This window comes from Flagellimonas hymeniacidonis (assembly GCF_008040165.1).
Lineage (GTDB): Bacteria > Bacteroidota > Bacteroidia > Flavobacteriales > Flavobacteriaceae > Flagellimonas > Flagellimonas hymeniacidonis.
In genome coordinates this window covers 12,807-29,662 of record NZ_VRUR01000003.1, presented here as the reverse complement: position 1 = coordinate 29,662, position 16,856 = coordinate 12,807, and the positions used below count along the sequence as shown (strand labels likewise).

18 protein-coding genes are annotated in these 16,856 nt (G+C 36.4%); 8 read left to right on the top strand and 10 right to left on the bottom strand.

Features of this window, described 5'->3' with window-relative positions:
* Nucleotides 1-38: 38 nt before the first annotated feature.
* Nucleotides 39-659, bottom strand: a complete 621-nt coding sequence (gene recR, locus FVB32_RS17255; protein ID WP_147745120.1) for a recombination mediator RecR — start codon at nt 657-659, stop codon at nt 39-41.
* Nucleotides 660-735: 76 nt separating this feature from the next.
* Between recR and FVB32_RS17250 the strand changes: the two genes are divergently transcribed.
* Nucleotides 736-2,220 carry a sodium:solute symporter gene (locus FVB32_RS17250; RefSeq protein ID WP_147745119.1) on the top strand — a complete coding sequence of 495 codons (1,485 nt, stop codon included), beginning with the start codon at nt 736-738 and terminating at the stop codon, nt 2,218-2,220.
* On the opposite strand, the gene FVB32_RS17245 is transcribed toward FVB32_RS17250, so the two are convergent.
* On the bottom strand, nt 2,204-2,563 hold the full coding sequence (locus tag FVB32_RS17245; protein ID WP_147745118.1) for a CoA-binding protein: 360 nt from the start codon (nt 2,561-2,563) through the stop codon (nt 2,204-2,206). The two genes, FVB32_RS17250 and FVB32_RS17245, sit on opposite strands and share 17 nt — an antisense overlap.
* A gap of 349 nt (nt 2,564-2,912) precedes the next feature.
* On the opposite strand from FVB32_RS17245, the gene FVB32_RS17240 reads away from it, so the two are divergent.
* Nucleotides 2,913-5,366, top strand: a complete 2,454-nt coding sequence (locus FVB32_RS17240; RefSeq protein ID WP_147745117.1) for an outer membrane beta-barrel family protein — start codon at nt 2,913-2,915, stop codon at nt 5,364-5,366.
* Between the two features lie 100 nt (nt 5,367-5,466).
* On the opposite strand, the gene FVB32_RS17235 is transcribed toward FVB32_RS17240, so the two are convergent.
* The 4 genes from FVB32_RS17235 to FVB32_RS17220 form a co-directional block, all read right to left on the bottom strand.
* The gene (locus FVB32_RS17235) at nt 5,467-6,009 is read right to left on the bottom strand and encodes a pyridoxamine 5'-phosphate oxidase family protein (RefSeq protein WP_147745116.1); all 543 of its coding nucleotides are present in this window, start codon (nt 6,007-6,009) and stop codon (nt 5,467-5,469) included.
* A 6-nt stretch (nt 6,010-6,015) separates the two neighbouring features.
* Entirely contained in the window at nt 6,016-7,023 is a 1,008-nt protein-coding gene (locus tag FVB32_RS17230; protein ID WP_147745115.1) for a 3-oxoacyl-ACP synthase III family protein, read from the bottom strand.
* 96 nt (nt 7,024-7,119) lie between these two features.
* On the bottom strand, nt 7,120-8,430 hold the full coding sequence (locus tag FVB32_RS17225) for an ABC1 kinase family protein (RefSeq protein ID WP_147745114.1): 1,311 nt from the start codon (nt 8,428-8,430) through the stop codon (nt 7,120-7,122).
* 6 nt (nt 8,431-8,436) lie between these two features.
* Nucleotides 8,437-9,093: a TetR family transcriptional regulator C-terminal domain-containing protein gene (locus tag FVB32_RS17220; protein WP_147745113.1), complete on the bottom strand. Its 657-nt coding sequence runs from the start codon at nt 9,091-9,093 to the stop codon at nt 8,437-8,439.
* Nucleotides 9,094-9,435: 342 nt separating this feature from the next.
* Between FVB32_RS17220 and htpG the strand changes: the two genes are divergently transcribed.
* Entirely contained in the window at nt 9,436-11,325 is a 1,890-nt protein-coding gene (gene htpG, locus FVB32_RS17215; protein WP_147745112.1) for a molecular chaperone HtpG, read from the top strand.
* Nucleotides 11,326-11,389: 64 nt separating this feature from the next.
* The gene (locus FVB32_RS17210; protein WP_147745111.1) at nt 11,390-11,749 is read left to right on the top strand and encodes a DoxX family protein; all 360 of its coding nucleotides are present in this window, start codon (nt 11,390-11,392) and stop codon (nt 11,747-11,749) included.
* Here the strand turns inward: FVB32_RS17210 and FVB32_RS17205 are convergent.
* Entirely contained in the window at nt 11,741-12,154 is a 414-nt protein-coding gene (locus FVB32_RS17205) for a hypothetical protein (protein ID WP_147745110.1), read from the bottom strand. The two genes, FVB32_RS17210 and FVB32_RS17205, sit on opposite strands and share 9 nt — an antisense overlap.
* Nucleotides 12,147-12,725, bottom strand: coding sequence for an RNA polymerase sigma factor (locus tag FVB32_RS17200; RefSeq protein ID WP_147745109.1), 579 nt, complete (start codon nt 12,723-12,725; stop codon nt 12,147-12,149). Before FVB32_RS17200 ends, FVB32_RS17205 begins: the two co-directional genes overlap by 8 nt.
* Before the next feature lie 134 nt (nt 12,726-12,859).
* On the opposite strand from FVB32_RS17200, the gene FVB32_RS17195 reads away from it, so the two are divergent.
* Nucleotides 12,860-13,213: a DUF6249 domain-containing protein gene (locus tag FVB32_RS17195; RefSeq protein WP_147745108.1), complete on the top strand. Its 354-nt coding sequence runs from the start codon at nt 12,860-12,862 to the stop codon at nt 13,211-13,213.
* 63 nt (nt 13,214-13,276) lie between these two features.
* Nucleotides 13,277-13,909 carry an MOSC domain-containing protein gene (locus tag FVB32_RS17190; protein WP_147745107.1) on the top strand — a complete coding sequence of 211 codons (633 nt, stop codon included), beginning with the start codon at nt 13,277-13,279 and terminating at the stop codon, nt 13,907-13,909.
* A gap of 49 nt (nt 13,910-13,958) precedes the next feature.
* Here FVB32_RS17190 and FVB32_RS17185 read toward each other — a convergent pair whose 3' ends face one another.
* Nucleotides 13,959-14,339: a hypothetical protein gene (locus FVB32_RS17185; RefSeq protein WP_147745106.1), complete on the bottom strand. Its 381-nt coding sequence runs from the start codon at nt 14,337-14,339 to the stop codon at nt 13,959-13,961.
* Nucleotides 14,340-14,545: 206 nt separating this feature from the next.
* Here FVB32_RS17185 and FVB32_RS17180 point away from each other — a divergent pair, with 206 nt between their 5' ends.
* Together FVB32_RS17180 and FVB32_RS17175 are read left to right on the top strand one after the other, a co-directional pair.
* Nucleotides 14,546-15,418 (top strand): AraC family transcriptional regulator, encoded by an 873-nt coding sequence (locus FVB32_RS17180; protein ID WP_147745105.1) that lies wholly within the window; start codon nt 14,546-14,548, stop codon nt 15,416-15,418.
* A gap of 1 nt (nt 15,419) precedes the next feature.
* On the top strand, nt 15,420-16,016 hold the full coding sequence (locus FVB32_RS17175; protein ID WP_147745104.1) for an alpha-ketoglutarate-dependent dioxygenase AlkB family protein: 597 nt from the start codon (nt 15,420-15,422) through the stop codon (nt 16,014-16,016).
* On the opposite strand, the gene FVB32_RS17170 is transcribed toward FVB32_RS17175, so the two are convergent.
* Nucleotides 16,017-16,784, bottom strand: a complete 768-nt coding sequence (locus FVB32_RS17170; RefSeq protein WP_147745103.1) for a S1/P1 nuclease — start codon at nt 16,782-16,784, stop codon at nt 16,017-16,019.
* Nucleotides 16,785-16,856 lie beyond the last annotated feature (72 nt).

Here is a 16,856-nt window from a genome sequence, read left to right as displayed (position 1 = left end):
TCCTTATTCTTAATTTATGTGCATTATTTAACCATCTATTAATTTGCCTTAATAGAACTTTCAAAGGGAACTCGGTTAAGAATACTCCTTCCTAAAGTTACCTCATCTGCATATTCCAATTCATCCCCAACAGATATTCCTCTGGCAATGGTAGAAGTGGTTACGTCCAAACCTTCCAACTGCTTGTAGATATAAAAATTTGTGGTATCTCCTTCCATGGTGGAACTTAAAGCAAAAATCAGCTCGCTCACCTGACCTTCTTTTACTCGTCTTATTAGTGAGTTAATATTCAAATCCTGTGGCCCTACACCTTCCATAGGTGATATTTTTCCACCTAAAACATGGTACAGTCCATTATATTGGGACGTATTTTCGATTGCCATTACATCTCTAATGTCTTCTACAACACAAACCAAAGACTCGTCCCTTTTGGTATTGCTGCAAATCTCACAAAGGATCGTATCTGATATGTTATGACAGGTAGCACAAAAATTTATGTTGCTTCTTAAGCTCATTAGAGCATCAGACAGCATATTGGTACGCTCTTCTGGCTGTTTCAGCAGATGCAAAACCAATCTTAGGGCCGTTCGCTTGCCAATGCCGGGCAATTGAGACATTTCATATACTGCGTTCTCTAAAAGTTTTGATGAAAACTCCATATTTTCAATTATCTGGCAAAATTACGATTTTACCATTACCAATTTACTTTTGTACTTTGCAAATCAAATTCCTTTTATGTCCGCAACACAAATTCTTTTGCTCATTGGTGCTTATTTTTTAGTTCTGATGATTATCTCTTATTTCACGGGAAAAAACGATTCAAATTCAGATTTTTTTAAGGCAGGCAAGCAATCACCTTGGTATTTGGTGGCGTTTGGAATGGTGGGTGCCTCACTCTCTGGGGTTACCTTTATCTCTGTTCCCGGGTGGATTGAGGCTTCGCAATTTGGTTATATGCAGGTGGTGCTAGGTTATCTGTTCGGATATTTTGTTGTTGCTTTTGTTTTGCTTCCGTTGTATTATAAGCTCAATCTCACATCCATTTACGAGTATTTATTGGATAGGTTTGGCACTATAAGTCATAAGACGGGTGCTTTTTTCTTTTTTGTCTCAAGGGTATTAGGCGCTGCGTTCAGATTATATCTGGTAGCCATCGTCCTGCAGCAATTTGTGTTTGATGATTTAGGAATTCGATTTGAGTTCACGGTAATTATCTCCATTTTATTGATATGGATTTATACCAATAGAGGTGGTATAAAAACGATTGTCTGGACGGATACTTTACAAACACTTTTTATGATTCTGGCCGTAGTACTTTCTGTACTCTTCATCCTTGATGAGCTAAACTGGACATTTGGTGAATTCCTAAGTTCCGCAGAACTCGAACCATATAGCAAATTTCTTTTTACGGATAGTTTTCTAGATAGAAACCATTTTATAAAGTCTTTTGTGGGAGGAATGTTCGTTACCATTTGCATGACGGGATTAGATCAGGATATGATGCAAAAGAACCTTACCTGTAAGTCATTAAAGGATGCTCAAAAAAATATGGTTTCTTTCAGTATAGTCTTGGTTGCTGTTACCTTTTTATTCATGCTTTTAGGTGCATTGTTATTTATTTATGCAAATAAAAATGGTATTGCGGTTCCGTTAATGGATGGACAACCCAAAACGGACTTGTTGTTTCCAGAAATAGCATTGAATAGTGGTTTAGGCAAAACATTGGCCATAACCTTTATGTTAGGACTCATTGCTGCTGCTTATAGCAGTGCCGATAGTGCTTTAACCTCTTTGACCACATCTTTTTGTGTTGATTTTTTAAACGTGGAAAAACAAGAAGAGGCAAATCAAAAGAAGATTCGTAAGCGAACTCATATTGCTATGAGCGTAATGCTGATCATCGTAATTATTTCCTTTAAATACATATTAAACAGAAATGTTATCGATAGCCTTCTTATTGTAGCTGGCTATACGTATGGACCATTATTGGGTCTTTTTGCATTTGGCATTTTCACCAAACACAAAATAAAGGACAGTTACGTTTGGATTGTTGCAGTACTCTCTGTAGTTATTATTGCGCTAGTAGCCAATATTCCTTCAGCCTACCTAGGCGGATATGTTGTGGGGTATGAGTTGCTTCCCTTAAATGGATTATTGACCTTCTTTGGACTTTGGCTCATAAGGAAAAAAGGTGTTGTAACTCCTAATATTGACCAGTAGCTAGTAGCACCAAGGAGCAGGCCACTTCTACCATAATATCATTCTCTTTTAATATTTGGTAAAATTCTGGGTTTTCTGTACCTGGGTTAAAAATAACTCTCCGAGGCCGTAAATACAGGATATCCTCGTAATACTGCTTTTGTCTGGAAGGGTTCATGTATAAGGTTATAGTATCAATATTTTGAAAATCACCCAGCTTGTTCTTAATTTGTACTCCAGAAACAGTCCCTTCCCTCATCCCAAATGCCACTGTTTCAATTTTATTGTCAACCAAACGATGAATTGCCAGATTACTATATCTGCTTGGATTTAAGGATGCTCCAAAAACAAGAGTTTTATTCATTTGTTAATTTATATGTTAAACTAAATCAAAGATTGTAACTAATCAAAAAAAAACTCGTCTATTGTACATAGAAAAATAATCATTGGTAAGACTGTATTTTTTTATAGTTAATGGTTAGTGTTTAGTATAGCTTATCAATGTAAAAGCCCTGGCGTTTCGGTTACTATCGAGAGTCAGGGTTTATTTTTTCTTCTCCCAGGTGATTTTGTCCACCAAAATTGTGCTGCCTTGCAGTTTCTTTGGATCATCTATTTTATAAAAAAATGTTAAACTCTCTTCCATCTGTAACATCTTTAATTTAACGTCGTCTTGTAGACAACATCAATCTAATCAAAAAACGAACAAACTCATGAAAAGAGTACTTTTACTTTTCACACTGTTCTTGTGCAGTGTTTTTGCTTCAAATCTTTTTGCAAACAACAATACAGAACCACCAATAGGCTCCATATCGGGTACTATTATTGATAATGCGTTAAATCAACCCGTAGCCTATGCGGCCATTGTTATTAAATCTGAAGATGGCAGTAAGACCATCACCGGTGGTATTACCACAGAAAATGGAACTTTTGAAATAAAAAAATTACCTGAAGGTTCTTTTATCTTAGAGGTTCAGTTTATAGGATATAAGACGCATTCCCAAAAATTGGTTATCACCAAGAAAAATAGAAAAGTGGATGTCGGAACCATTACGTTAATGGAGGAGACTGAAGAATTATCTGAAGTGGAAGTGGTTGCGGAACGCACAACAATTGAACAACGTGTAGATCGAAAAGTTATAAATGTTGGTAAAGATCTTACCACGGCGGGCGCAACGGCATCCGACATCATGAATAATATTCCTTCTGTAAATGTAGACTCTCAAACTGGTGACATTACCATGCGTGGAAACTCCAATGTTCGAGTGATGGTTGACGGTAAACTATCCAATGTACCTGTTGCACAATTGTTGCGTCAGATACCATCAACATCAATAAAATCCATTGAATTGATTACCAATCCTTCGGCAAAATACAACCCCGAAGGTATGAGCGGTATCATTAATATTGTGCTGCACAAAAATGCCAATATAGGATTCAACGGTAACATCACAACTGGTTTAACCAAAGGAATCGAGGCTAAGTTCAACAGCTCCATAGACCTTAATTACAGACAGGGAAAATTTAACTTTTACGGTAATTATGGCAATAATATAGGGAAATACGTAAACGATGGGACTATTTTAAGGATAGATGAAAATTCGTTACAAGCATTTGATTTCTTTAATAATAACAAATCCCATCTCTATAAAGTTGGCGTAGATTTTTACCTAAACGATAAAAACACTATTTCAGTTTTTACTAATCAAAACATTTTTGATGGAGATGGATTGGGTACAACGCGAGTTACTTATAACAATGATCTCTCGAGAAACGTAACGCAGTTTTTCAGGGATGATAGTGAAAACCAAAGTGAACAGTACAATTTCGATTACAAGCTGGATTTTAAAAAGGAAGGCCATAATATAGAATTAGAAGTGGACTACAATAGGTTTGATAGTAACCAAGATGCCAATTTTGATTCAACTGGTGCAACCCTGTTTCCAGACTATATGGATTTTGTAGACACGGAACGTACGCAGACTATTGCCAATTTAGATTATGTTAACCCATTGGACAGCATTTCTAAATTAGAAGTTGGTCTTGAATCCAGAATTTTTGGTACAGATGTAGATTATTCGTCAACAGGATTATCATTTAATTCCAATGGAGACCTTATCCCTACCCCAAGTACAGCTTTTACGTATGACATGGATATATACTCTGCTTATGCAACCTTTAGCCAGACCAGAGGAAAATTCTCTTATCAGGCGGGAATTCGTGTAGAGGATGTCGAGGTTAAGGCCGATACCAATAGAGTTAGGTCGTTTACCGATAAATATACGCAGGTATATCCTTCAGCATTTGTAACCTATAGCCCTAACGATAAAGATCAATTGCAAATAAGTTATAGCAGACGTGTGGATAGGCCTGGCTTGCAACAAGTAAATCCAATTAGAGAATGGGCCACCCCATTGATTTCTTCCTTTGGAAACCCAAGTCTTGTGCCACAATTCACCAATTCCTACGAGGCTAATTATACCAAGCGCATTAAAAATGGTAGTGTAACCGGAGGTGTGTTTTACAGATCAATTTCTGATGAAATAAATAGAGCGGTTTATGTAGACCGATTGGATTTCAATAAGTTGATATTGACTTTCGACAATTTCGATAACACCTCGGCCTATGGTTTTGAGCTTTCGACCAATTATAAAGTAGCACAATGGTGGAGCATTAATGGCAGTTTCGACTTTTACTCTCAAACCCAAAGAGGTATTACTGAAAGTTTGAGTGGGGATAGTCCAAACCCAACAGAAAATGATATTATAGTGGAACGGGTGGAGGTAGACAACACAGCTTGGAACCTGCGAATGAACAATAGTTTTAAAGTAAACAAGGAATTGACATTACAACTATTTGGGTTTTACAGAGGTCAAAATAGAACCATACAATTTACTGCTGAACCAATGTACTTTGTAAATCTGGGAGCGCGCTATAGTTTCGCCCAGGGCAAAGGAACCATTAGCCTAAACTATAACGACATGTTCAACACGATGCGATTTGGCTTTGACGGAGATCGCCCATATGATCAGGTTGGAGGATTTAACTGGGAGAGCAACAACGTATATGCTGGCTTATCTTATCGCTTCGGTAGTGGTAAAAACAGAGCCAAGCAACGAAAAAGAAGAGATAGTAATACCAAACAATCCAGTGGGGGAATATTATAACAGTATTTGATTTTCCTTGTAAGAGTGTTGGTTGGTTAATCTTTCAAGGGCTATCAATAAAAACCCTGGTTTCCATTGGATGAAACCAGGGTTTTGCTTTTTAATCCAAAATATGGGTGTCGAACCCATCCAAACTAACAGTATTTTTCTTTTCCCAATACTTTTTTAAACCTTCCTCTCCTTGGTTTTCTGCCCAATCCACCAAGGCTTGCCGTTGATTCTTATATTCCATTATGGGAACTCCCATACCACAGGAAATCTGTACCATATCAATCTTTACATCGACTAATTGCCTACTCCCTGCCAATTTTGGGAATAATGTTATGTGTTCTTTCCAAAATTGAGAATTTCTATGGTAGACCTCTGCATTTCCATAGAGTCTTAAAATGATTGGATCACCATCAAAAGCACAAAACATTAGGGTTATTCGGCTATTATTTTTTAGATGAGCAGCTGTTTCATTACCACTACCCGTCAGGTTTAACCAGATTACGTTATTTTCATTCACAATCCGAAATGAATCCAATCCTTTTGGAGAAAGGTTTATAAAACCTTCATCCATAGCCGTAGCAACGAAAAATAGTTTTTGATTTTTAATAAAATCAATCAGGGCGGGGGTTAATTTATCCAGCTTTCTGCCCATACCTAATTACCATTTCATAATGACACTGCCCCATGTAAATCCACTTCCGAAAGCAGCTAAAACCACCAAATCTCCAGATTTTACCTTACCTGCTTCCCATGCTTCAGTCAAAGCAATTGGGATGGAGGCTGCAGTGGTATTACCGTATTTCATGATGTTGTTAAACACCTGATCATTAGATAAACCAAACTTCTTTTGAATAAACTGTGCGATGCGCAGATTGGCTTGATGTGGGATAAGCATATCGATATCCTGTGGGGTCAAATTATTGGTCTGTAAGCCCTCCATAATCACTTCACTAAAACGAACTACTGCATTCTTAAACACAAATTGTCCATTCATATATGGGAAATACGACGTATCCTCTGGATCTTCATCTTCAATAATATCGGTGACCCATCTTTTACCCATTCCAGGAGCAATCAATGATAATTCTTCAGCATGCTGCCCTTCTGAATGTAAGTGTGAAGAAAGAATTCCTTTTGAAATATCTTCTTCCCTAGTCAAAACAGCAGCACCAGCACCATCTCCAAAAATTACGGATACTCCCCTACCTCTTGTAGTCATATCCAAACCATGGGAATGTAATTCAGAACCAATTACCAGTACATTTTTGTACATCCCGCTTTTAATGTATTGGTCTGCCACTGAAACCCCATAGACAAATCCAGAACATTGATTTCTTACATCTAATGCGCCCACTGTTTTAATGCCCAAATCGCGCTGCACCAATACTCCAGGTCCAGGGAAATAATAATCTGGGCTAAGCGTGGCAAAAACAATGAAGTCTATTTCATCTTTATCAATACCAGCTCGATCAATGGCAATTTTGGCTGCTTTCACCCCCATTGAGGTGGTGGTATCTGTACCCTTCACAACATGTCTTCTCTCTTTTATTCCAGTTCTCTCCTGTATCCATTCATCATTGGTATCCATTAGTTTGGACAGGTCATCATTGGTCACTACATTTTCCGGCACATAAAACCCGAGTCCAGATATTTTTGAATTGTACATACTACTATGCTTAGATAAAAATTATTGAAAAATCCTGAGGCTATTTCACGGAAAAGTAAAAAATATATTCAAAGAAGTGGGAATATATTAGAAAAATTAGTCCATGTACTTTTTAAAGTCGTTCACTTTTACTTTGGCCTTTAGGTCGTGAAGTAAATTGTAAAGTCCGAAAAAAGTTCGGTTCATATATAAAAAATGTTTAGACCCTCTGTTGCCATTCATTTTTCTAATGTGTTCATCTTTGGAATAACGTTCACTTAAATCTGCAATTTTGTTCCAAAACGTGTCTGCGCCAAAATCGAAATCTTCTTGATGAAATGGGGAGGTGAAAAGCGTAAGCATTTCTTTAAACAGTGCCTTGAAAAATTCTAGCTCCTTTTCTGAATCAGTGGAGGTTAAAATTTCAAGTTCGTACAGTTTTTCCATAAAGACCTCATCATTGTTAATGTTGTCTTCCTTGGCCAATTCAAAATAGGGTACATAAAACTCATCTGGAATCTCCTTTATACAACCAAAATCTATGGCGATAAGGGTTTCATTGGCACTGACCAAAAAATTTCCTGGGTGCGGGTCTGCATGTACTTTTCGTAAACTATGGATTTGAAACATATAAAAATTCCATAAGGCCTGCCCCAGTTTATCGCCCAGGTTTTGGTCAAAATCGGTATTGGTAAACTCGCTAAGGTGTTTTCCCTTCATCCAATCCATCGTAAGGATACGTTCACTGGATAAACCTTGGTAATAATTGGGAAACTCCATGTTTGGAATATTGGCACATGCTTGGGTAATTTCTTCGCTCTGCTTGAGCTCTAAAATGTAGTTGGTTTCTTCTACAAGCTTGTTTTCAACCTCTTTAAAATATTTCTCAGAATCTTTACCTTTTAGGTTGAACATTCTAATCGCTATAGGTTTTACAATAGCCAAATCGCTACTTATACTTTCAGCAACTCCGGGATACTGAATTTTAACTGCCAATTCCTTCCCATCCTTTCTTGCCTTATGCACTTGACCAATACTGGCGGCATTAATAGAATCTTTTTCGAAGGTGTCAAAAATATCCTCAGGATATTTATTGAGATACTTTTTAAATGTTTTTCTGACCAAGGGGGCTGACAATGGTGGCACAGAAAATTGGGAAAGAGAAAATTTCTCTACATAGGCACTTGGCAAGAGATTTTTCTCCATACTAAGCATTTGGGCCACCTTAAGGGCACTCCCCTTAAGGCTCTTTAAGCCGTCATAAATATCTTCTGCATTATCTTGATCAAGTTCTTCTTTTGCAGTCTCTGAATTGACTAATTTTTTGCCATAATACTTTACGTAGTTCCCTCCAATCTTTACACCTGTTTTAACAAGTTTTCCTGCTCTTTCAATCTTTCCCGTGGGAATACTATCCAATGTCTTCATAGGCAACTAAGCAAAATTTTCTTTATAAAGGAATTTTCCAAAATCGATGATTTTCTCCAATGGTGCACTTTCAAAAACTTGAAAAATTGTGGTGACCGATTTTTCTATGGCAATGTCTGTCTTTTCAAAATCCGGGGAATTATCATCCATCCAAAATTTTAGGAGGAACAAGAATTGCAGCCATGCCCCCTCTGAAAATAATTGCGGACTATGCTTAAGAATTTTTAAATTCTTTTCGCTATTACGTTCCTCAATAAGTTCAGAAGCAAAATCTTTGATATGGTTTCTAAGGCCTTTTAGTTGACCTAATTTCTCCATGGTGTTCCTATGTTCCTTCAAAACAAAAAGTACATAGCTCCTATTCAACGTCAATGATTCAAAGAGGGTAAAGAAAAAGGTAAGCATCTTATCTTCATTGGTCATTGCGGCATATCCTTTATTCTTTTGCATAACGGATATTGTATTCTGAAAGAACTTTTGCCAAATAGCATGTTGTAAACCATCAAAAGAACCAAAGTACTTGTAGAATTCTTCTTCTCTTATTTTATTCTCCTTGCAGAACTTGTAAATGGATTTTGGTATCACTTCATGTTCCAAGACAGTATCCATGAACCAACTTATAATTTTTTCCTCTGTAATTTTTGAATTTGAAGTATTTGCCATAGCATTTTATGTTTAATCAAAAATACGATTTATGCAACAGAAATTAAGTTAAGATTTCTTAAGAAATCAAAAGGAAAACGCACTTTCGGGCGAAAGTGCGTTTTCAACAACCTAACCAATAAATAAACAAACTTGTTATAGCATGATACTATTTCATAGCAATTTTTCTATAACACTACAAATATAATCATTTTGTTTATTCTTTTTGGTTAAAAGATAAACAAACTATGTTAAAAATTGACTGATTCTTGTTAAAAGCGCATTTCCGTGTCAGTTTGTCATATATACCACTCTGGTACTTTTTTTGACATCCCATAAAGAATTAAAGAAAACTATTAAACAATGGCTACAGGTAAAATCAATGTTTCAGTAGAAAACATATTTCCCCTAATTAAAAAATTTCTCTACAGCGATCACGAAATCTTTTTGCGAGAGCTTATTTCTAATGCTACGGATGCAACCCTAAAACTTAAACATCTTACTTCTATTGGTGAGGCTAAGGTTGAGTACGGATCTCCTAGAATAGAAGTTAGCATTGATAAGGACAAAAAACAGATTAAGATTACCGATCAAGGTATCGGGATGACTGAAGATGAAGTAAAAAAATACATTAACGAAGTAGCTTTTTCAGGTGCTGAGGAATTTTTGGACAAATACAAAGATGCCGGAAAAGATGCAGGCATTATTGGTCATTTTGGTCTAGGATTCTATTCCGCTTTTATGGTAGCGGACAAAGTGGAGATTATTTCCAAAAGTTTTAAGGACGAGCCAGCGGTATATTGGACTTGTGACGGTTCTCCGGAATTCACACTGAAAAAAGCCAAGAAAGAAGACAGAGGAACAGATATTATTCTTCACATAGCGGAGGATTCAACAGAGTTTTTAGAAGATTCCAAGATTCGTGAACTGTTGACCAAATACAACAAGTTTATGCCCATTCCAATTAAGTTTGGAATGAAAACGGAGACACTTCCAAAACCAGAAGGTGCAAAAGAAGAAGATCCAGCACCTACGCAAGAGGTAGACGATATCATCAACAATCCTAACCCGGCATGGACAAAGAAGCCTGCTGATTTAAAGGATGAGGATTACAAGAGTTTCTATAGAGAATTGTACCCAATGCAATTTGAAGAGCCTTTGTTCAACATTCATTTAAATGTGGATTATCCTTTCAACTTAACAGGTATCCTTTATTTCCCAAAGTTGACTAATGACTTGAATATCCAAAAGGATAGGATTCAACTGTATCAAAACCAGGTTTTTGTAACGGACAATGTGGAAGGTATTGTTCCCGAATTTTTAACCATGTTACGCGGTGTTATAGATTCTCCAGACATCCCATTGAACGTTTCAAGGTCTTATTTACAAGCAGATGGTGCAGTTAAAAAGATTTCTTCTTACATCACAAAAAAAGTTGCTGATAAATTGAGTTCGCTCTTCAAAAACAATCGTGAAGATTTTGAACAAAAGTGGAACGATATTAAAGTGGTTATTGAATACGGGATGCTTTCCGAAGATAAATTCTTTGAAAAAGCGGACAAATTTGCATTGTACCCAACGGTGGATGGCAAATTCTTCACTTTTGAGGAACTACAGAACAACATAAAGGACAACCAGACGGATAAGGATGATAAGTTGGTTGTATTATACGCATCAGACAAAGAAGCGCAACACAGCTATATTGAAGCTGCAAAAGCAAAAGGATTTGAGGTACTATTGATGGATTCACCAATCATATCGCACTTGATGCAAAAATTGGAGACCTCTAAAGAGAATTTGTCCTTTGCAAGAGTAGATGCTGATCATTTGGACAACCTTATTAAAAAAGAGGATTCAGCCATTTCTAAGCTTTCTGATGAAGAAAAGGACAGCCTAAAGGCTGAGTTGGAAAAGGTCACAACAGATAAAGGGTACACTATCCAACTGGAAGCTATGGACAGTGCTGCTTCGCCATTTATTATTACAGAGCCAGAATTTATGCGTAGGATGAAGGAGATGCAGCAAACCGGTGGCGGTGGAGGAATGTTTGGCATGGGCAATATGCCAGAAATGTACAACCTTATCGTAAACACCAATCATGAATTGGTAGGCGAAATTTTGAATACCAAAACGGCCAAAAAACGTGAACGATTGATCAATCAATCGCTAGATTTGGCACGCTTGTCCAAAGGACTATTAAAAGGAGAAGAGCTTACCAATTTTATTTCGCGGAGTTACGAGATGATAAAGTAATCTCTATTTCATAAATCTTAGATAAGGGCAGGTAGTATCACCTGCCTTTCTTATTTTTATCTCAATGGAAAACCCTTGGCATCTTTATGTAATGGCTGGCATGTATATGATTGCGGGTGTTGCCCATTTTGGTTATCCAAAGGCCTATCTGCGCATAATGCCCAGATATCTCCCAAATCATAAGCTATTGGTTCTGCTAAGCGGCCTTGTAGAGATTGTTTTGGGTATTGCACTTTGCTTTGAGCAAACTAGGAACCTTAGCATCTATGCAATTATAGCAATGCTTCTTGTTTTCTTACTGGTTCACTTTTATATGCTATCTGGTGAAAAAGAAGGTGCAGGAATACCAAAATGGATACTCTTACTTAGAATACCATTACAATTTGGCTTAATGTATTGGGCATACTTCTACTTGTCATCTTAACATCCAACTATTGTCAAAGTATCTTTTTAACCAAGGAATTTGAATCAAAAACAACAGCCCGAAAAATAGTACTGCATACATGGTTATTTTTGAAGATGACAGTATTTGAGGCCAAGCTAAAATTCTTTCAAAAAATAAATCAACCTGCCCGTTTCCAAACCATGTCTCATTATCTAAGCTATAGTCTGAAGCCAAATATCCAGTTAGCCCAACCAATACAATACACAAGAAAACCAAAACACTCTTAGGCATCAAAGGTTTATATTCTATGGAAGCTTTCATTTCTGTTTCAACGATTTGAGACATTATGGTATCCGTGAAATTGGATGAAGGAGATTCCAAGATCGTTTCATCCATAATTTTGTCCACAAAATCCTCTAATTCCCTTTCGTCAGTCTTATCCATAGTTCTGAAATATTTCTTTTTCTAAATTCTCCTCCAACACTTTGGCAAACTTTTTTCTTGCCCTAAAGAGTTGCACTTTTATAGTGCTAACAGGAATATCTAAAGTCTTTTCCATTTCTGCTAGATTTTGTTCTTCAAAATAAAAAAGTGTAAGAAGCCCAACATCATTGCTAGGTAATAAATTCAAACATCTTTTAATCAACTCTTTTCTTTCCTCTTGTAACATTTTATCCAATGCATTGTTCATGCTTACAAATGCAACATCTTTAACATGGTCTATATCTACAAATGTTTTATTCCTTTTATTTTGTTTGATTCTATCTAAACAAGTATTGTATGCAACCTTATAAATCCAAGTGGAAAGCTTAGAATCCCCTTTAAAATGTGGCAGTGATTTAAAAATCTTGATAAAAGTATCTTGGGATACTTCTTCAGCCTCTTCTCTGCTTCCCAGCATTCTATACGTTAAAGTATACACCAAATTCTTATATGCATCAACCAACTCCGAAAAAGCATGGGTATTACCATCCCGTATTTTCTGGATCAGGTTAGTTTCTTTATTGGTTGTCATTGCACATTGGACGCCAAAACATACTCCTAGGTTACATAATTTTCTTTTTTTATCATAAAAATGTAACCTCAACCAAAAAACCGTCGTCATATACAATGAACTAATAAAATAATCATCATTTAAAACGAACAGTCATGGGATCTGAATTAATCATTATACCAATACTATTTGGGGTTGTCTTTGGAATAGCATACCTCTATTTTTCAACCAGAAATAAAGAACGTCTGGCATTAATTGAAAAAGGGGCGGACGCTTCAATCTTTGTTAAAGGAAGGAGAGCCGGCGCTGCCCCTTTTTGGAAAATCATTATCCTAAACATCTCCCTTCTTTTAATAGGTATTGGAACTGCAATTTTTCTGGCCTCTATCTTAGTATACAGTTTTGGCGTGCATGTTGATGTTGCCTATCCCGGAACAATCTTCACTATGGCGGGAGTAGGTCTTTTGGTTGGCTTTAGTATGACAAAGCGTTTGGAGAAAGAAGAGTGAATCCAAACAAAATCATTTTGCTTAAACCACCATTTTTTATGGTGGTTTTTTTATCTTAACCCTATGCAAATTATTTCAACCAACATAGGCAACCCAACTCCAATACAATGGAATGGCCAGCAAACCACTACGGGGATTTTTAAATTTCCAGTAAATGAACCTCTCCTTCTTGAAGAAGAAGCTGTTGCAAAAGATACTGTTAGCGATAGAAAGGTACACGGAGGTGTTTTTAAAGCTTGTTACCTATTTTCGGCAGACCACTACCCCTATTGGAAAGAAAGATATCCAGCTCTAGAATGGAATTGGGGAATGTTTGGTGAAAATCTGACTGTTGAAGGTCTTGATGAAGCTAAAATACGCATAGGTAATATTTACAAAGTTGGAAGTGCATTGGTTCAGGTTACGCAACCCAGAGAACCCTGTTTTAAATTGGGCATAAAATTTGGCACTCAGGAAATCTTAAGAGAATTTATTGACCACAGTTTTCCAGGTACCTATGTTAGAATTTTAGAGGTGGGAGAAGTCAATACTGGAGATACGCTAGAACTGGTAGAAGAATCTGAAAACGCCTTGACAGTTCAACAGTTTTATAAATTATTGTTTTCCAGAACCAAAGACATTGACCTTGTAAAATTGGCCATTGCCAATGAGGCCTTGCCACTTTATAAAAGAGAACGACTAAAAAGGTATGTATAAAAAAAGGCCCATAAATGGGCCTCCTTGCACTGAAATTAACTAAACAAACTTATTTTACCGCAATAGTTTCTGTGTAGGTACCCAACCTATCAACCACTACTACAGTATATTCATCTTCAAAAGCTTTTTCAAAATTAAAAGCCTTTTCAATAACCATTTTACCATCAATAGATTCGTTGTATACAAGTCTACCTTGGCTGTCATATACTTTAAGAAGAACCGTACCTTGTGTAAGGTTTAGTAGGTTCAATAATAATTTTTCTCCTTTTTTTACAAAAACAGGATCTAATTCAATTTTGATTAATTTCTTTTCTACTTCACTTTTAGCCATTCCTTTTTTACCAAAAGTGTTTTCTGGTCCATTTGCAAACCCTAATGATGATACTAAAAGGAATGCTGCTACTGTAACATAATTTAAAACTGATTTCATAACGTTTCGTTTTTTAAGATTACAAGACAAAAGTACTATGGGATATTGCCTTAAAACACTAGCATTTTTTCCAATTTATATGGAATATTACCATACATAGTATGTTAAATTAGTATTAAGGGTAAAATAGAATATATTATTGGTAATTTTGCATAGAAAGTAAATGGAAACCAGCAATACCTTTACATAAGGAATTAGGAATAACTATGATAAATCAAAAACCAGCTTTTGAAGCAATTGCGCCAAGTTTTGGTCACTCTTTTACGTACCAAAAGTTTCATGAAAGCAAGGAAAATAAGAACAATGGTTGGCATTATCACCCAGAGTTGGAGTTGGTATACATAAAAGGAGGTTCGGGAAAGAGGCAAATTGGCAGTCACGTTTCCTATTTTAGAAATGGAGACCTTATTTTAATAGGTTCCAACTTACCACATTGTGGTTTTACGGATAAACTTACAGGCAATAAAAGCGAGACTTTAGTGCATATGAAAGCTGACTTTTTGGGGAGCGACTTTTTTAATATCCCAGAAATGAAGAATATTCAAAAACTGTTTGAAGTTGCAAAAGGTGGAATAGCATTTTCGGGTAAAACCAAAAACAAGGTTGGTGAAAAAATGGAAATATTGGAATATCAAACAGATTTTCAACGACTGCTTTCCATACTCAACATCTTAAACCAACTTGCTACATCAGACGAAATAAAGGTATTGAATGGTGAAGGTTTTTCTATGGAAACTGAAGTGAAGGACAACGACAGAATCAATATTGTCTTTAACCATGTTAAAGCCAATTTTAAAGAAGACATAAGTCTAGATGAGATTGCCAATATTGTTAGCATGACGGTTCCTTCATTCTGTAGATACTTTAAAAAAATCACTAACAAGACTTTTACACAGTTTGTAAATGAATATAGGTTGGTACATGCCTCTAAGCTATTGGCCGAACAACCCATTAGTATCACGCAGGTCTGCTACGATTGTGGATTTAATAATTTTTCCCACTTCAACAAGTCTTTTAAAGCATTCACAGGTCAAAACCCTTCAGAATATAGAAACCAGCTGAAGACAGTTCTCAAATAGTATGGGGCTATTTGCAGAAAAAATCGTTTTGGGATTACCGGATAGTGATATTAGCTACTATCCAAATTTTCTGAAAGAAGAAGATGCCAATGCTTATTTTAGAGCATTACGGGATGAAACTCCATGGCAACAAGATGATATTACCGTTTTTGGAAAAACATATCCCCAGCCAAGGTTAACCGCCTTATATGGAAATAATGGAAAGGCCTATTCGTACTCCAATATTACCATGAAACCTTTTGGCTTTACCTCAGAACTGCTCCAAATAAAAACCACAATTGAAAAAGAAGTAGGAGTAGCATTTTCGACCTGTTTGCTAAATTGCTATCGGGATGGAAAAGATAGCAATGGTTGGCATTCCGACGATGAAAAAGAGCTTGGAAAAAACCCGATAATAGCTTCAATATCATTGGGAGCTGAGCGATTTTTTCATTTAAGATATAAAAAGGATAAAACCGTTAAACATAAGATGCTACTGGAACATGGAAGTTTGTTATTAATGCAGGGAGTAACACAACACCATTGGCAGCATCAAATTGCAAAAACCTCCAAAAAAATTGGAGAGCGGATAAACCTCACCTTTAGGGTAATTAAATAATTATTTGAACAAATCGTTCAATACTTTGGCAAGTCTTAGGCCTCCCCTTTGCAGCTGTTTAAACAACACATCATTGTATTTGTAGCCATATTGGTAGCCCAGCTTCTCTCCTACTTTTACAGATTCATATAATTCTCCGCACAATGTATGGGATTCATCAACCCAATCATAAATGGTCCCTTCCTGTATTTTTTTTCGTTCTTTTCGAGAAACTTGATTCAATTCATTGGCCAGCTCTGTATACGTCATGCCGTAAGAAACAATAAGGTTTTTGTCCCAAACCCTATGCAAATTTGTTCCTTCTCCAAACCATTGTAATTGTATATCATTGCCACCCTTGTCCTCTGCCCTGCTAGCATGCATAGGTTGATGCAAATCTCCAATCAAATGAATTAGCATTTTAAGATAGAAAACCCTGTCCTCCCTTAAGCTATTCTTGTCTTTCACAATGCTGGAACATTCCTCAATAGCAGTGATCAAATCTCCAAACTTGCTCTTGACCGAATCTTCATAGCGCATGTTCAAAGGATAATTAACATAATGCCAAGCAGAAAACTTAGAATATGTCCGATCTGCTTTTATTTCATCTGCAAATGTGGATACAAAGGCCAAGCTGTGCCCATCTAAAAGGTCCTTTAATGCGCGTTTTGCTTTTCCTGTTAGGTGATTCTCGGCTATATGCCCGGTAACTCTATGTCCAGTTTTTCCCCAATAATTTGTAAATCCAAGCATGGGTATTAATAAAAAGAGGAATAAGGTTTTTCTCATGATTGATGATTTTTTCAAATGTAAAAAACTGTGATTAATTAGAATGTTTTTGAGGGAATCATTTTCATTAGA

Coding starts and splice junctions, on each gene's coding strand:
- FVB32_RS17175 (WP_147745104.1), top strand. CDS start 15,420: ATGGGGCTATTTGCAGAAAAAATCGTTTTGGGATTACCGGATAGTGAT.
- FVB32_RS17225 (WP_147745114.1), bottom strand. CDS start 8,430: ATGAAGACATTGGATAGTATTCCCACGGGAAAGATTGAAAGAGCAGGA.
- FVB32_RS17235 (WP_147745116.1), bottom strand. CDS start 6,009: ATGGGCAGAAAGCTGGATAAATTAACCCCCGCCCTGATTGATTTTATT.
- FVB32_RS17200 (WP_147745109.1), bottom strand. CDS start 12,725: ATGACAACCAATAAAGAAACTAACCTGATCCAGAAAATACGGGATGGT.
- FVB32_RS17205 (WP_147745110.1), bottom strand. CDS start 12,154: ATGGATAAGACTGACGAAAGGGAATTAGAGGATTTTGTGGACAAAATT.
- FVB32_RS17220 (WP_147745113.1), bottom strand. CDS start 9,093: ATGGCAAATACTTCAAATTCAAAAATTACAGAGGAAAAAATTATAAGT.
- FVB32_RS17230 (WP_147745115.1), bottom strand. CDS start 7,023: ATGTACAATTCAAAAATATCTGGACTCGGGTTTTATGTGCCGGAAAAT.
- FVB32_RS17245 (WP_147745118.1), bottom strand. CDS start 2,563: ATGAATAAAACTCTTGTTTTTGGAGCATCCTTAAATCCAAGCAGATAT.
- FVB32_RS17170 (WP_147745103.1), bottom strand. CDS start 16,784: ATGAGAAAAACCTTATTCCTCTTTTTATTAATACCCATGCTTGGATTT.
- FVB32_RS17240 (WP_147745117.1), top strand. CDS start 2,913: ATGAAAAGAGTACTTTTACTTTTCACACTGTTCTTGTGCAGTGTTTTT.
- FVB32_RS17185 (WP_147745106.1), bottom strand. CDS start 14,339: ATGAAATCAGTTTTAAATTATGTTACAGTAGCAGCATTCCTTTTAGTA.
- htpG (WP_147745112.1), top strand. CDS start 9,436: ATGGCTACAGGTAAAATCAATGTTTCAGTAGAAAACATATTTCCCCTA.
- FVB32_RS17210 (WP_147745111.1), top strand. CDS start 11,390: ATGGAAAACCCTTGGCATCTTTATGTAATGGCTGGCATGTATATGATT.
- FVB32_RS17180 (WP_147745105.1), top strand. CDS start 14,546: ATGATAAATCAAAAACCAGCTTTTGAAGCAATTGCGCCAAGTTTTGGT.
- FVB32_RS17190 (WP_147745107.1), top strand. CDS start 13,277: ATGCAAATTATTTCAACCAACATAGGCAACCCAACTCCAATACAATGG.
- FVB32_RS17250 (WP_147745119.1), top strand. CDS start 736: ATGTCCGCAACACAAATTCTTTTGCTCATTGGTGCTTATTTTTTAGTT.
- FVB32_RS17195 (WP_147745108.1), top strand. CDS start 12,860: ATGGGATCTGAATTAATCATTATACCAATACTATTTGGGGTTGTCTTT.
- recR (WP_147745120.1), bottom strand. CDS start 659: ATGGAGTTTTCATCAAAACTTTTAGAGAACGCAGTATATGAAATGTCT.